The sequence below is a fragment of the Halopseudomonas aestusnigri genome (genome assembly GCF_002197985.1).
GTDB lineage: Bacteria > Pseudomonadota > Gammaproteobacteria > Pseudomonadales > Pseudomonadaceae > Halopseudomonas > Halopseudomonas aestusnigri.
Genome location: NZ_NBYK01000003.1, coordinates 311,607 through 326,894 on the forward strand (window position 1 = coordinate 311,607; position 15,288 = coordinate 326,894).

Genomic DNA, 15,288 nt, shown 5'->3' on the forward strand with positions numbered 1-15,288 from the left:
GTGTGTCTCTGATTACCACGGACAAAAAACGGATTATCGTCGGGCTCGGCAGCAGCGGGCTCTCGGTCGCCCGTTATCTGGCAGGCCAGGGCCTGTCCTTTGCCGTGGCCGACACCCGCCAGAATCCGCCGGGTCTGGAGCAGCTCAAACGCTTTGCCCCCATGGCTGATCTGTATCTGGGCGAGCTGGACGAAAACCTGCTGAGCAGCGCTGACGAGCTGATCGTCAGCCCCGGCATCGCACTGGCCACACCGGCACTGCAGACGGCGGCCAAAGCAGGCGTTTCCATCGTTGGTGATATCGAGCTGTTCGCACGGGCGGCCAAGGCGCCGATCGTTGCGATTACCGGTTCCAATGCCAAGAGCACGGTTACCACACTGGTGGGTGAGATGGCGCAGGCGGCGGGCGTGAAGGTCGCCGTTGGCGGCAATCTGGGCACGCCGGCGCTGGATTTGCTGGATCAGGATGCCGAGCTTTACGTGCTGGAACTGTCGAGTTTCCAGCTGGAAACCACCGACCGTCTGAACGCGCTGGTCGCGACCGTGCTGAACGTCAGCGAAGATCACATGGATCGCTACAGCGGTCTGCCGGCCTATCACATGGCCAAGCACCGGATTTTCCGCGGTGCGCAACAGGTGGTGATCAACCGCGATGACGCGCTGTCGCGGCCGCTGATTGCCGATCAACTGCCATGCCTGAGCTTTGGCCTGTCACGCCCCGACTTCAAGGGCTTCGGGCTGATTGAGCAGGATGGTCAGACCTGGCTGGCTTACGAGTTCACCGCACTGATGCCGGTCAGTGAGTTGCGCATTCGCGGTTCGCACAACCAGTCCAATGCTTTGGCAGCGCTGGCGCTGGGTCAGGCGGCTGGTCTGCCGATGGACGCCATGCTGCAGGCGCTGAAGGCATTCCCGGGGCTGGCGCACCGCTGCCAGTGGGTTGGCAGTCACGCCGGTGTCGAGTATTTCGATGATTCCAAGGCAACCAATGTGGGCGCGGCGCTCGCGGCCATCAACGGCTTTGCCGCGGACATGAGCGGCAAGCTGGTGCTGATCGCCGGTGGCGACGGTAAGGGCGCTGACTTTTCATCGTTGCGAGAGCCGGTGGCAGCAAGCTGCCGCGCCGTTGTGCTGCTTGGCCGTGATGCCGAACTGATCGCCGCAGCCCTTGACCCGCAGACCCGGCTGGTTCGTGTTGCCTCCATTGAAAAGGCAGTAACCGCTGCGGCGGCATTGGCCGAGCAAGGCGATCTGGTGCTGCTGTCGCCGGCCTGTGCGAGCCTGGACATGTTCCGCAACTTTGAAGAGCGTGGTCGGCTGTTCGCCGAAGCGGTCGGGAGGTTGGGCGCATGAACCTGACCTTCAACCTGCGTGATGCCGCCGCGCCGCTGATCGGCGAGCGGCGCTTTGATATGGATATGCCGCTGCTGGTTGGCGCGGTCGCATTGCTGGCGTTGGGGCTGGTCATGGTCACCTCCGCCTCGATGGAAGTCGCGGCCGGCCGGCTGGGCAGTCCGCTGTTCTACATGAATCGCCAGATCGTGTATCTGCTGATCAGTCTGGTTGCACTGGCCGTCACCCTGTCTGTACCGGTCGCGGTGTGGGAACGCTTTCGCTTCATGCTGCTGTTCTTCGGCTTCGCCGGGCTGGTGGCGGTGCTGATTCCGGGCATCGGCCGTGAGGTCAACGGCAGCTGGCGCTGGATTGCGGTCGGCCCGATCAACGTGCAGCCGTCCGAGCTGGCCAAGCTGTTTGCAGTGGTCTTTCTTGCCGGCTATCTGGTGCAGCGCAAGGATGAGGTCAAGCAAGAGTGGTTTGGCTTCTTCAAGCCGTTCATGGTGCTGGGCCCGATGGCCTGCCTGTTGATCGTCGAGCCCGACTTCGGTGCCACCGTGGTGCTGATGGGCGCGGCCACCGGGATGCTGTTCCTCGGTGGTGTTGGTCTGTTCCGCTTCCTGCTGCTGTTCGGTTCGCTGGGTGCGCTCGCCGCGCTGGCGGTCTGGGCCGAGCCCTACCGCCTGCAGCGCCTGACCGGCTTTCTTGACCCGTGGCAGGACCCTTACGGCACCGGCTACCAGCTGACCCAGGCGCTTATTGCCTTTGGCCGTGGCGAGTGGTTCGGCGTCGGTCTGGGTAACAGTATTCAGAAACAGTTCTACCTGCCCGAAGCGCATACCGACTTCGTGTTTGCGGTACTGGCCGAGGAGCTCGGCATGATTGGCGCTCTGGCGGCCTTTGCCCTGCTGGTCTTTGTTGCGATTCGCGGCCTGTATGTCGGTCTTGCTGCCGAGGCCAGGGGCATGTTGTTCCACGCCTATCTGGCATACGGCCTGGCGATCATGTGGTGCGGCCAGATTCTGATTAACGTCGGCGTGAACATCGGCCTGCTGCCGACCAAGGGGCTGACCCTGCCGTTCCTCAGTTACGGCGGCAGCTCGCTGGTGGTGTGCTGTGTTTGCCTCGGTCTGCTGCTGCGGATTGACTGGGAGCGTCGTCAGGCGGCACAAGGGGGCGGCCATGAGTAACAAGGTACTGGTCATGGCGGGCGGCACCGGCGGGCACGTTTTCCCGGCGCTGGCTTGTGCCCGCATGCTGCGTGATCAGGGCTACGAAGTGCACTGGCTTGGTACGCGCCGCGGCATTGAGGTGGACCTGGTGCCGCAGGCCGGCTTCCCGATCCATTACATTGATATTCAGGGCCTACGCGGCAAGGGCAAGCTCGACCTGCTCAAGGCGCCGTTCCGTATTTTGCGGGCGCTGGGCCAGTCGCTGGGCTTGCTTGGCACGCTCAAGCCCGTTTGCGTGCTTGGCGCTGGCGGCTATGTTACCGGTCCGGGCGGGCTGGCAGCCTGGCTGCGCCGTATTCCTCTGGTCATCCATGAGCAGAATGCCGTGGTCGGCACCACCAACCGTTTGCTGGCCCGTTTTGCCGAGCGTCGCTGCGAAGGTTTTGCCGGCAGCTTCGCCGACGGTGCAGACCGTCGCAGTACCGGTAACCCGGTGCGCGACGACATTTTTGCCACCCCGCCCATGAGCTGGGACGGGACTCGCCCGCTGCGTCTGCTGGTGCTGGGCGGCAGCCTGGGCGCTATGCCTCTGAACAACTTGCTGCCAAAGGCGCTGGCGCGGATCGAACCGGCTCAGCGCCCGCAGGTGGTGCACCAGTGCGGCAAGCAGCACCTGCTGATGGCGCGTGAGGCCTATGCGCAGGCGGGTGTGCGTGCAGAAGTCGAGGCTTTCATTGCTGATATGGCTGGTGCCTACGCCTGGGCCGATCTGGTGATCTGCCGCGCCGGCGCACTGACTGTCTGTGAGCTGGCTGCCGCAGGACGCCCGTCATTGCTGATTCCGCTGCCGCATGCCATCGACGACCATCAAACCGCCAATGCCCGCTATCTGGCCGACCGCGGCGCCGCGGTGCTGATGCCGCAGGCCCAGCTCGATGATGAGCAGCTGGCCAACACCCTGATCAACTACATGAACAACCCGGAGCTGCTGCAACAGATGGCCGAACGAGCCCGTGAACAAGCCACCCCGAACGCGACTGCCGATGTGGTGCGCGCCTGTCTGGAGGTAGCCCGTGAGCACTAACAAGCGCAGTCAGGCAACCTTTACGCTGCCGGAGATGCGGCGCATCCGCAATATTCACTTTGTTGGCATTGGCGGCGTGGGCATGTGCGGTATTGCAGAGGTGTTGCTCAACCTCGGCTATCAGGTATCCGGTTCGGACCTGAAGCGCTCAGCCGTGACCCAGCGCCTGGAATCCTTCGGTGCGCGCATCGACATCGGCCATCGCGCCGAGAATGTGCAGGAGGCTGATGTGCTGGTGGTTTCCAGCGCCATCAATCCGCAGAACCCGGAAGTGGCGGGCGCCATCGAACGCCGCATCCCCGTGGTGCCGCGCGCCGAGATGCTGGCCGAGCTGATGCGTTATCGCCATGGCATTGCGGTGGCCGGCACCCATGGCAAAACCACCACCACCAGTCTGATTGCCTCTGTGCTGGCGGCTGATGGTTTGAGCCCGACCTTCGTGATCGGCGGCAAGTTGACCGCCGCCGGCACCAATGCCCAATTGGGTGAAAGCCGTTATCTGGTTGCCGAAGCCGACGAGAGCGATGCCTCCTTTTTGCACCTGCAGCCGATGGTCGCCATCGTCACCAATATCGACGCCGACCACATGGCGACCTACGAGGGCGACTTCAACAAACTGAAGCGCACCTTCGTCGAGTTTCTGCACAACCTGCCGTTCTACGGGCTGGCAGTGCTGTGCATCGATGATCCGGTTGTGCGCGAGATTCTGCCGCAGATCAACCGTCAGGTGATCACCTACGGTCAGTCTGAGGATGCCGACATCCGCGCGGTAGATATCCATCAGAAGGGCATGCAGACCTACTTTACCGTGCTGCGTGAGGGCCGCGAACCACTCAAGGTCTCGGTCAACATGCCGGGTGTACACAACGTGCTGAACTCGCTGGCGACCATTGCGGTGGCGACCGACGAAGGCGTTTCCGATCGCGCCATTATCGAAGGTCTGACCGGGTTCCAGGGCGTCGGTCGTCGCTTCCAGGTGCAGGGCAACTTCCAGTGGGGCAACGGCGAAGTGATGCTGGTCGACGACTACGGGCACCACCCGCGTGAAGTGTCTGCGGTTATCAAGGCGGTCCGTGCCGGCTGGCCCGAGCGTCGCCTGGTCATGCTCTATCAGCCGCATCGCTACAGCCGTACCCGTGATCTCTACGAAGACTTCGTTCAGGTGCTGGGCGATGCCAATGCGCTGTTGCTGATGGAGGTCTACCCGGCCGGAGAAGAACCGGTTCCGGGGGCAGACAGCAAGCATCTGTGCCGCAGCATTCGTCAGCGTGGTCAGCTGGACCCGATTTATGTCGAGCGTGATGCTGACGTCATGCCGCTGCTGGAAGCGGTACTGCAGCCCGGCGACATTCTGCTGACCCAGGGTGCGGGTGATATTGGTGGGCTCTCGGTCCAGTTGGCCGAGGCTCTTGGCAAGCGTGATACCGGAGGTAAGGCCTGATGGTCGATGTAGCTGACTTTGGGCGTGTGGCAGTGTTGTACGGCGGCAAGTCCGCCGAGCGTGCGGTATCGCTGAAATCCGGCGCGGCTGTGCTCGCTGCGCTGCAGAACGCGGGTGTCGATGCCTATGGTATTGATGCCGATGAGTCCTTGGCAGAGCAACTGCTGAGCCAGCGCCCGGATCGCGTTTTCATCGCGCTGCACGGGCGAGGCGGCGAGGATGGCAGCCTGCAGGGGCTGCTGGAGAGCCTGCAGATTCCCTATACCGGCAGCGGCGTGATGGCGTCTGCGGTGGGCATGGACAAGCTGCGTACCAAGCAGATCTGGCAAAGCATCGGACTGCCGACGCCGGCCTACTCGATGCTGCGCGGCGCCGAGCAGTGTGCCGGCATCGTCGAGCGCCTGGGCACGCCCCTGATCATCAAGCCGGTGCACGAAGGTTCCAGCATCGGCATGGCCAAGGCCGACAATCTGGAGCAGCTGCAGGCGGCCTGGGAAAGTGCGCGCAGCTACGACGACGAAGCACTGGTTGAACAGTGGGTGCAGGGTGCCGAGTTCACCGTTGCCATTCTGGATGGCAAGGCGCTGCCGCCGATTCGCTTGCGCACCCCGCACAATTTTTACGACTACGACGCCAAGTATCTGGCCAATGACACCCAGTACCTGTGCCCGTGCGGCCTGCCGTCCGAGCAGGAAGAACAGCTCAAGGCGATCAGCCTGCAGGCGTTCGATGCGGTTGGCTGTAAAGGCTGGGGTCGGGTCGACGTGATGCAGGATGAGCAGGGCAATTTTTATCTGCTGGAAGTGAACACCGTTCCGGGAATGACCGATCACAGCCTGGTGCCGATGGCAGCCAAGGCGACCGGAATGGATTTTGATGCGCTGGTGCTGGCCATTCTGGCCGGTACGCTGAACTGACGGATAACCCGATGCAGGCGATTCGCGACACCCGCAACACCGCACCGCTATCGCGCCGCAAGGCCGGTGGGCGTGGTGCTGTGCGTGTGGCCCCGGCCCAGCCGAGGCAGTTGCCGCGTCTGCGTCTGCCGCGCCCCGACCTGGGCGGCCTGATTGGCCGTGCGCAGCACCTGCTCTGGCCGCTGCTGCTGGTCGCGCTCGGTATGGGGCTGTACGAACTTGGCAGCCGGCTGATGCCCCTGGCAGACCGGCCGATTGCACTGGTCAGCGTTGAGGGTGAGCTGCAGTACATCGATCGGGACGCCGTCCAGCAGGTGATTCAGCCTTACCTGAGTGACAGCTTCCTCGGTATCGATCTGGCAGGCCTGCACGCAGATTTGCTGGCCATGCCCTGGGTAGCCGATGCGTCGGTTCGCCGGGTGTGGCCGGACAAGCTGGTGATTGCTCTGGATGAGCAGCTGCCGGTGGCCCGTTGGGGTGACAAGGCGTTGCTGAACAATGAAGGCAAGGCGTTTGAACCGCAGGAGATTGCGCGTTTCAGCGAGTTGCCTCAGCTCAACGGCCCCGAGCGCTCCAAACGCAAGGTGATGCGTCAGTACCAGCAGTTCAGCAGCCTGCTGCGTCCGCAGGGCATGGTGGTCAGCAAGCTGGAGCTGCGTGACCGCGGCAGCTGGTTCCTGACCACCGATGACGGTATGGAGCTGCTGCTGGGGCGGGACAATCTGGTGGACAAGATGCAACGGTTCATGACCATCGAGCAACTGATGCTTAGTGATCGTCGGGAACTGATCGCGCGGGTAGACCTGCGCTACAGCAATGGCATGGCTGTCGCCTGGCGTGATGTCGGCGAAGCTGAAAAAGCGGCGGAGTAACGGGAAGATTATGGCAAGCAAGCAGGGCAGCAGAATGATTGTGGGCCTGGATATCGGCACCTCCAAGGTCGTGGCGCTGGTCGGCGAGATCGGTGCGGACGGCACGCTGGAAATCGTCGGCATCGGCTCGCATCCTTCGCGCGGACTCAAGAAGGGCGTGGTGGTCAACATCGAGTCGACGGTGCAGTCCATTCAGCGCGCCATCGAGGAAGCCGAGCTGATGGCCGGCTGCCAGATCCACTCGGTCTATGCCGGAATCGCGGGTAATCACATTCGCAGTCTGAACTCCAATGGCATTGTTGCCATTCGCGATCGCGAAGTGGTCCAGGCCGATATCGAGCGCGTCCTGGACGCCGGCCAGGCCGTCGCCATTCCTGCTGACCAGAAGGTTCTGCATATCCTGCCGCAGGAGTATGTGATCGATAACCAGGAAGGTGTGCGCGAGCCGCTGGGCATGTCCGGCGTGCGCCTGGAAGCCAAGGTGCACCTGGTGACCTGTGCGCTCAACGCGGTGCAGAACATTGAAAAATGCATCCGTCGCTGCGGGCTGGAAGTCGAGGACGTGATCCTCGAGCAGTTGGCATCCAGCTACGCGGTGCTGACCGAGGACGAGAAGGAGCTGGGCGTGTGCCTGGTCGACATCGGTGGCGGCACTACCGACATCGCCATCTTTACCGAAGGCGCCATTCGCCATACCGCGGTGATTCCGATTGCCGGTGACCAGGTCACCAATGACATCGCCATGGCGCTGCGTACTCCGACCCAGTACGCCGAGGAAATCAAGATTCGCTATGCCTGCGCGCTGGCCAAGCTGGCCGGCCCGGAGGAAACCATCAAGGTGCCGAGTGTGGGTGAACGGCCACCGCGTGATCTTTCGCGCCAGGCGTTGGCGGAGGTAGTTGAGCCGCGTTACGACGAGCTGTTCACGCTGATTCAGGCCGAACTGCGCCGCTCCGGTTTCGAAGACATGATTCCGGCCGGCATCGTCATGACCGGTGGCACCGCCAAGATGGAAGGTGCCATCGAGCTGGCCGAGGAGATTTTCCACATGCCGGTTCGCCTCGGTATGCCACAGGAATTCAAAGGGCTCACCGACGTCGTGCGCAATCCGATCTACGCCACCAGCGTGGGCTTGCTGCATTACGGCATGAAGCATCACGGTGACCATGGCTCGCAGCCGAGTGAGAGCAACAAGACTCCGGTACTGGAGCGAGTGAAGAAGTGGTTTCAGGGCAATTTCTGATTGCGCTGTTGCAGTACTAGACCCGCCAAAGCGGGCATGACGCAGTAAACGAAACGAAAACGATACGAGTAGCTATTCAAGGAGAAAGGCCATGTTCGAACTGATCGATAACGTTCCTCAGAACGCAGTAATCAAGGTCGTCGGTGTGGGCGGTGGCGGCGGCAACGCGCTGCAGCACATGGTGGTGAACAATGTGGAAGGTGTTGATTTCATCTGCGCCAACACCGATGCACAGGCACTGAAAAACGTCAGCGCGCGTACCGTGCTGCAACTGGGTTCGGGTGTCACCAAAGGTCTGGGTGCCGGTGCCAACCCGCTGATCGGCCGTGAGGCTGCGATTGAAGACCGCGAGCGCATCGCCGAGGTGCTGCAGGGCTCTGACATGGTATTCATCACCGCAGGCATGGGTGGTGGCACCGGTACCGGTGCGGCGCCGATCGTTGCCGAAGTCGCCCGTGAAATGGGTATCCTCACTGTCGCCGTCGTGACCAAGCCGTTCCCGTTCGAAGGTCGCAAGCGTCTGCAGGTGGCCGAAGAAGGTATTCGTGAACTGAGCCAGCACGTTGACTCGCTGATCACCATCCCGAACGAAAAGCTGCTGACCGTGCTTGGCAAAGACGCCAGCCTGCTGGCCGCCTTCAGCAAGGCCAACGACGTGCTGCTGGGCGCGGTTCAGGGTATCGCTGATCTGATCATGCGTCCGGGCATGATCAACGTCGACTTCGCCGACGTGAAAACCGTCATGAGCGAAATGGGCATGGCAATGATGGGAACCGGCCACGCCAGTGGTCCGAACCGCGCCCGCGAAGCGGCGGAAGCGGCCATCCGCAGCCCGCTGCTGGAAGATGTCAACCTGATGGGCGCGCGCGGTATTCTGGTCAACATTACCGCCGGTCCGGATCTGTCGCTGGGCGAGTTCTCCGAAGTCGGCAGCACTGTCGAAGAGTTTGCCTCTGAAACCGCGACTGTTGTGGTCGGTACCGTTATCGATCCGGAGCTGCGTGACGAACTGCGGGTTACCGTAGTTGCAACCGGTCTGGGTGCGCGTGAAAAGCCGGTGAAGGTCATCGACAATACTGCCGCAGCTCCTGCTCAGAGCGTACAGCGTCCGGAAGCCGGTGCACCGAACTACCGCGATCTGGAACGCCCGACCGTCATGCGCAATCAGACTCCGGCCGGCGCTGCTGCCGCGTCTCGTCTGACTCAGCCGGCGGAGGATCTGGATTATCTGGATATTCCGGCATTCCTGCGTCGTCAGGCTGATTGAACTGGTCAATTGAAGGCATAGGGGTAATTGGTATTCATCAAAAGCTGACTTTGCTATGATGCACGCCAGTTTACTGAGAGTTTTTCGCAATCAGCGCGGAAGCAGGCAAGCATGATCAGACAACGCACATTGAAAAACGTCATCCGGGCCACTGGTGTGGGCCTGCATTCGGGTGAGAAGGTCTACCTCACACTGAAGCCGGCACCGGTGGACACGGGTATCGTGTTTCGCCGGGTTGATCTTGACCCCGTGGTCGAGATCCCGGCGCGTGCCGAATGTGTCGGTGAGACGACCATGTCCACGACCCTGGTAAAGGATGGCGCCAAGGTAGACACGGTCGAACACCTGTTGTCGGCAATGGCGGGTCTGGGTATTGATAACGCCTACGTCGAGCTGAGCGCGGCCGAAGTGCCGATCATGGACGGCAGCGCAGGTCCCTTTGTCTTTCTGATTCAGTCGGCCGGCATCGCAGAACAGGATGCCGCCAAGCAGTTTATTCGGATCAAGCGGGAAGTTACGGTAGAAGAAGACGGCAAAACAGCCACCTTTGTCCCCTTTGAGGGCTTCAAGGTGTCGTTTGGTATCGACTTCGATCACCCGGTTTTCCGTGGCCGCAGCCAGCACGCCTGCGTCGACTTTTCCAGCACCTCGTTTGTGAAGGAAGTCAGTCGCGCCCGTACGTTCGGGTTCATGCGTGACATCGAGTATCTGCGTTCGCAGAACTTGGCGCTCGGTGGCAGTGTCGATAACGCCATTGTGGTGGATGAGTATCGGGTGTTGAACGAAGACGGCCTTCGCTACGAGGACGAATTCGTCAAACACAAGATTCTTGATGCCATCGGCGATCTCTACCTGCTGGGCAAGAGCCTGGTTGGCGAGTTCCGTGGCTACAAGTCCGGACACGCGCTGAACAACAAGCTGTTGCGTGCCCTGCTGGCAAACAAGGACGCGTGGGAACTGGTTACCTTCGATGACGCAGGTACCGCTCCTATCTCCTATATGCGTCCTGCCGCTGCTGTCTGACAACAGACATCGGCGACACTACTCGTTTCGTTTTATCTTTCGGCCGCCTTCGGGCGGCCGTTTTTATTGGGGCATCGCGCCGCAAGCGACGAGCTGCAAGCCGCAAGCTTCAAGCTACAAGCTACAAGCTACAACCCAAAACCCAAAACCCAAAACCCAAAACCCAAAACCCAAAACCCAAAACCCAAAGCCCGTGTGTTGGGTCATAAGGTTTTATAACCGTCTGGATTTTTGGAAGGCGTGTGGCGCAATCAGCAAATCAGCCATGAGTCTCGCCAGCTAGCTGTCAGGGAGTAGGGGTCTTTTCAAAGTCCGATGCTTCCACTCAGGCTTCTGGCTTGCAGCTTGGGCCTCAAGCCTGTCCCTGTGCGCCCAATCAGTGGCTTTCCGATTCGCCGTGGTGCCGCGCGAGGCGATTGAGCGCCGCTTTGAGTGCCGGGTCGCAGACGTGCTCGGCAGTCTCTTGCAGGCTGTGACTGGCTACCTTTGAGCGCCTGATAGTGCGAACAGGTGGTGATTTCTTGACCAGAGGTGGTTGTACCTTGCAATGAATTTTCGTTAAGGTGGCGAATTCGTTGAAAGTCTGCAGGTCCCTGATCAGTCTTTTTTGCTGATAGCGCATCCGCGTAGCCCATTGACTGCTGGTCACTACCAGCTTCAGCACGCCGGTCTCGAACGAGGCAACGCGGCACTGTTCGCGAGCGGCGGGTTCGAGGCGCGACTGAAACAGGGCTTGCAGGCGTTCGAGTTGACGGGACTTCTCCAGCAGCGCGCGGAGCGTGCTGCTGGTTCTTAACAGGTCGGTTGGTCGACGTGCGTCCAGAGGATGGAATGCCATGGGGTCGCTATCAGCCAGGAGTGATGGAGCGGTCATCCTATCAGAACCGCCGTCAGGAATGTTTGGGGTAGTTATTTGAACATCATTATTCTTACCGGGCGCAATGGCGCATCGCGCACGCTGACCCTGGGAGCGCCCTGGGTGTTTGCTGGCGTGTCCCTGTTGCTGGCGTTGCCACTGGTTGCGTCGCTGATAACCTGGCAGTTGATGGCGGGTGGATCGCCTGAGTTGGCTGCTGCTGAAAACCAGATTCCGCAGTGGCAGCAGGTTCTGCAGGACTATGACACAGACCCGCTGGTCGAAGATGACGGCACTCAGGCGCAGATCGAACGCATGAGTCAGCAGCTTGCCCGTCTGCAAATGCGGCTGACCCGTCTGGATGCGCTGGGTGAGCGGCTGACCGAGTTGGCTGATTTCAATGATGGCGAGTTCGACTTTGGTTCGGAATCCGAGTTCGAATTCGGCATCGGTCTGGATCCGGGGACCGGTATGGGTGGTCCGGAACTGCGCGACGACGATCTCTCCTTCGAGGCGCCCTCCGATCTGCAGGGGCTGATCGAGCAGTTGTCGGCCCGGGTTGACGACAGGACCCAGCAGTTGCAGCTGCTGGAAGACCTGATGGTCAGCCGGCAGACCGATGTGGATGCCATCCTCGATTTCGTTCCGGTCAGCGTTGGTCATGTATCATCGACCTTCGGGCGGCGTACCGATCCGATTACCGGGCGCCTTTCAATGCATAACGGACTCGACTTTGCAGCGCCGCGCGGGACGCCGATTCATGCGCTGGGCGCCGGTGTTGTGACCTTTGCCGGGCGTAATGGCGCTTACGGCAATATGGTCGAAATCAATCATGGCGGCGGTTTGAAGAGCCGCTACGCGCATGCCTCTGTGCTGAAGGTCAGCAAGGGTGATCTGGTACAGAAGGGGCAGGAGATCGCCGGGGTGGGTACCACTGGCAGGTCTACCGGTCCGCATCTTCATCTCGAAGTCTATCGCAACGGCATGGCGGTCAATCCTGCCCGCTTCCTGGCGTTGAAATAACCTCCCCTGACCCTCATATAGGTTGCCTGTCGAAGGCATTTTCGACTGGCGGCCGCCTCCGCCGCGCGGTTTAATGTGCGGCAGAAATCAGAGTAGAATGCCGTTTTCGGGCTGGTCCGGCAGCATGGGACTGGACACGCCACTCATCACATGGATATCTAAGTCGATTATGTTTGCGCCGTTAATGAAAAAGCTGTTTGGAAGCAAGAACGACCGTGAATTGAAGCGAATGGGTAAGGTTGTCGCTGCGATCAACGCCCTCGAAGAAAGCTTGAATGCACTGAGTGATGAACAGCTGAAGGCGAAAACAGACGAGTTCAAGCAGCGCCTGGCCGCTGGCGAGACGCTGGATGCGCTGTTGCCGGAAGCCTTCGCCGTCGTGCGTGAGGCTGGTAAACGTGTGATGGGCATGCGCCACTTTGATGTCCAGCTGATCGGTGGTATGGCACTGCACGAAGGCAAGATTGCCGAGATGAAAACCGGTGAGGGCAAGACCCTTGTTGCCACCTTGCCGGTTTATCTCAATGCGCTGGCCGGCAAGGGCGTGCATGTAGTGACGGTGAACGATTACCTGGCCAACCGTGACGCCAACACCATGCGTCCTTTGTATGAGTTTCTGGGCATGACTGTGGGCGTGGTCGTACCGATGCAGGACCCGGAGCACAAGCGCGCTGCCTATCGCTGCGATATTACCTACAGCACCAACAACGAGCTGGGCTTCGACTACCTGCGCGACAACATGGCGTTCCGGCTGGAAGACAAATTCCAGCGTGAGCCGTTCTTCGCAGTGGTGGACGAGGTCGACTCCATCCTGATTGACGAGGCGCGCACGCCGCTGATCATTTCCGGCCCGGCCGAAGACAGCTCGCGCATGTATGCCACCATCAATAAACTGATTCCCCTGCTCAAGCGCGGCAAGTTGCCGGAGGAAGGGGAAGAGGGCGTTGAAGGTCACTACCTGATTGACGAAAAGGCGCGTCAGGTTGAACTGACAGAAGAAGGCCACCAGTTTGTTGAGGAGCTGCTGGCACGTGAAGGCATGCTCAACGAGGGTGACAGTCTGTATGCGGCCCAGAACCTCGGCCTGCTGCATCACGTTCACTCGGGCCTGCGTGCGCATACCCTGTTCCATCGCAACGTCGAGTACATCGTGCAGAACAATCAGGTTCTGCTGGTTGATGAACACACCGGCCGCACCATGCCCGGCCGCCGTCTGTCCGAGGGTCTGCACCAGGCTATCGAAGCAAAGGAAGGCCTGCAGATCCAGGCCGAAAGCCAGACTCTGGCTTCCACTACCTTCCAGAACTACTTCCGGCTGTATCCCAAGCTGTCTGGCATGACCGGTACTGCAGACACCGAAGCGTTCGAATTTCGTCAGATCTATGGTCTCGACGTGCTTGTTATCCCGACCAACAAGCCGATGGTGCGCAAGGACTACAACGATCTCGTCTATCTCAGCATCGAGGAAAAGTTTGCCGCCATCGTTACCGACATCAAGCACTGCATGGAGCAAGGTCGCCCGGTGCTGGTGGGTACGGCATCCATTGAGTCTTCCGAGGTCGTAGCCAACCTGCTGACCCGTGAGAAGGTGCCGCACAAGGTTCTGAACGCCAAGTTCCACGAGAAGGAAGCGGAAATCGTTGCACAGGCTGGCCGTCCCGGTGCCGTGACCATTGCTACCAACATGGCCGGTCGGGGTACCGACATCATTCTGGGTGGCAACTGGGAAGCGGAAGTGGCTGCACTGGAGAATCCGACCGAGCAGCAGATCGCCCAGATCAAGGACGAGTGGCAGCTGCGTCACCAGCAGGTACTTGAGGCCGGCGGTCTGCACATTATTGCCTGTGAGCGTCACGAGTCACGCCGTATCGATAATCAGCTGCGTGGTCGTGCGGGCCGTCAGGGTGACCCGGGGTCGAGCCGTTTCTACCTCTCGCTGGAAGATAACCTGATGCGCATCTTCGCCTCTGACCGGGTGAAGAACTTTATGAAAGCACTCGGGATGGAGAAGGGCGAGGCGATTGAGCATCGCATGGTTACCAATGCCATCGAAAAAGCGCAACGCAAGGTCGAAGGCCGCAACTTCGACATTCGCAAACAGCTGCTTGAGTACGACGACGTTGCCAATGAACAGCGCAAGGTGATTTACGGTCAGCGTAACTCCATTCTGGCCAGCGAAAGCGTCGAAGAGACTATCAACGCGATTCGCCAGGATGTGGTCAATGATCTGGTCAGTGCACACATGCCGCCCGGCACCCTGCCGGAACAGTGGGATGTTGCGGGGCTGGAGCAGAGTATCGCTTCCGATCTGGGGCTGCACCTGACTATTCAGCAGTGGCTGGATGAGGATGAGCGCCTGAGCGAGCAGGGTGTTGCCGAGCGGGTACTGGAAGCGCTGGTTGCCGCTTACCGCGAGAAGGAAGAGCTGGCTGGTGCTGAAGCGCTGCGTACCTTCGAGAAGCAGATGCTGCTGCGCGTGCTGGACGACCTGTGGAAGGAACATCTGGCAACCATGGATCACCTGCGTCAGGGCATTCACCTGCGCGGCTATGCGCAGAAGAACCCCAAGCAGGAGTACAAGCGCGAAGCCTTCAACCTGTTCCAGGAAATGCTGGAAACGCTCAAGCGCGACACTATTCGCGTCCTCAGTCACGTCCAGGTGCGTCGCGAAGACCCGGCCGAGGAAGAGGCGCGGCTGCGCCGTCAGGCTGAAGAACTCCAGCGTCGTATGCAGTTCAAGCACGAGGAAGTGAACGCCGTTGCCGATGCTGCAGGGGATCAGGCGGGTGAACCGGAGCAGGCAGGTGCCGCCGCGCCCGTTACCCGTGAAGGCCCCAAGGTAGGCCGCAATGATGCCTGCCCCTGTGGCTCCGGCAAGAAGTACAAGCATTGCCACGGACAAATTAGCTGAGCCTTCGGCTCAGCAGCTTCAAGCTTTAAGCGGCAAGCTACAAGCAAAGCCCGCGCGGTACCAACCCGCTCGACTTGCTACGGCATGAAAAAACGGCGTAATCGCTAAAGAGTGCTTGACGGCTGTGCCGCCCGGCCTACCATTG

At 60.6% G+C, this 15,288-nt stretch carries 12 protein-coding genes; 11 read left to right on the forward strand and 1 reads right to left on the reverse strand.

What is annotated here, in order from left to right; translation table 11 throughout:
• Nucleotides 1–2 precede the first annotated feature (2 nt).
• From murD to lpxC, 9 genes are all read left to right on the forward strand, one after another.
• Nucleotides 3–1,352: a UDP-N-acetylmuramoyl-L-alanine--D-glutamate ligase gene (murD, locus tag B7O88_RS07600; protein WP_088274823.1), complete on the forward strand. Its 1,350-nt coding sequence runs from the start codon at nt 3–5 to the stop codon at nt 1,350–1,352.
• Nucleotides 1,349–2,524 (forward strand): putative lipid II flippase FtsW, encoded by a 1,176-nt coding sequence (gene ftsW / locus B7O88_RS07605; protein WP_088274825.1) that lies wholly within the window; start codon nt 1,349–1,351, stop codon nt 2,522–2,524. The genes murD and ftsW overlap by 4 nt, the downstream gene beginning before the upstream one ends.
• Nucleotides 2,517–3,590 (forward strand): undecaprenyldiphospho-muramoylpentapeptide beta-N-acetylglucosaminyltransferase, encoded by a 1,074-nt coding sequence (gene murG, locus B7O88_RS07610; RefSeq protein ID WP_088274827.1) that lies wholly within the window; start codon nt 2,517–2,519, stop codon nt 3,588–3,590. Before ftsW ends, murG begins: the two co-directional genes overlap by 8 nt.
• A 34-nt stretch (nt 3,591–3,624) precedes the next feature.
• Nucleotides 3,625–5,031 (forward strand): UDP-N-acetylmuramate--L-alanine ligase, encoded by a 1,407-nt coding sequence (gene murC, locus B7O88_RS07615; protein WP_088274916.1) that lies wholly within the window; start codon nt 3,625–3,627, stop codon nt 5,029–5,031.
• On the forward strand, nt 5,031–5,948 hold the full coding sequence (locus tag B7O88_RS07620) for a D-alanine--D-alanine ligase (protein WP_088274829.1): 918 nt from the start codon (nt 5,031–5,033) through the stop codon (nt 5,946–5,948). The genes murC and B7O88_RS07620 overlap by 1 nt, the downstream gene beginning before the upstream one ends.
• An 11-nt stretch (nt 5,949–5,959) precedes the next feature.
• Nucleotides 5,960–6,820 carry a cell division protein FtsQ/DivIB gene (locus tag B7O88_RS07625; protein ID WP_088274831.1) on the forward strand — a complete coding sequence of 287 codons (861 nt, stop codon included), beginning with the start codon at nt 5,960–5,962 and terminating at the stop codon, nt 6,818–6,820.
• A gap of 10 nt (nt 6,821–6,830) precedes the next feature.
• A complete protein-coding gene (gene ftsA, locus B7O88_RS07630; protein WP_088274833.1) occupies nt 6,831–8,063 on the forward strand; it encodes a cell division protein FtsA in 1,233 nt (410 codons plus the stop codon).
• A 91-nt stretch (nt 8,064–8,154) separates the two neighbouring features.
• Nucleotides 8,155–9,330 (forward strand): cell division protein FtsZ, encoded by a 1,176-nt coding sequence (gene ftsZ / locus B7O88_RS07635; protein WP_088274835.1) that lies wholly within the window; start codon nt 8,155–8,157, stop codon nt 9,328–9,330.
• A 111-nt stretch (nt 9,331–9,441) separates the two neighbouring features.
• Complete coding sequence (lpxC, locus tag B7O88_RS07640; RefSeq protein ID WP_088274837.1) at nt 9,442–10,353, forward strand: UDP-3-O-acyl-N-acetylglucosamine deacetylase; 912 nt, start codon at nt 9,442–9,444, stop codon at nt 10,351–10,353.
• Nucleotides 10,354–10,729: 376 nt separating this feature from the next.
• On the opposite strand, the gene B7O88_RS07645 is transcribed toward lpxC, so the two are convergent.
• On the reverse strand, nt 10,730–11,191 hold the full coding sequence (locus tag B7O88_RS07645; protein ID WP_088274839.1) for a DUF721 domain-containing protein: 462 nt from the start codon (nt 11,189–11,191) through the stop codon (nt 10,730–10,732).
• A 75-nt stretch (nt 11,192–11,266) separates the two neighbouring features.
• Between B7O88_RS07645 and B7O88_RS07650 the strand changes: the two genes are divergently transcribed.
• Entirely contained in the window at nt 11,267–12,232 is a 966-nt protein-coding gene (locus tag B7O88_RS07650) for a M23 family metallopeptidase (RefSeq protein WP_088274841.1), read from the forward strand.
• A gap of 169 nt (nt 12,233–12,401) precedes the next feature.
• Nucleotides 12,402–15,143 (forward strand): preprotein translocase subunit SecA, encoded by a 2,742-nt coding sequence (gene secA / locus B7O88_RS07655; protein WP_088274843.1) that lies wholly within the window; start codon nt 12,402–12,404, stop codon nt 15,141–15,143.
• The last annotated feature ends 145 nt before the right edge of the window (nt 15,144–15,288 follow it).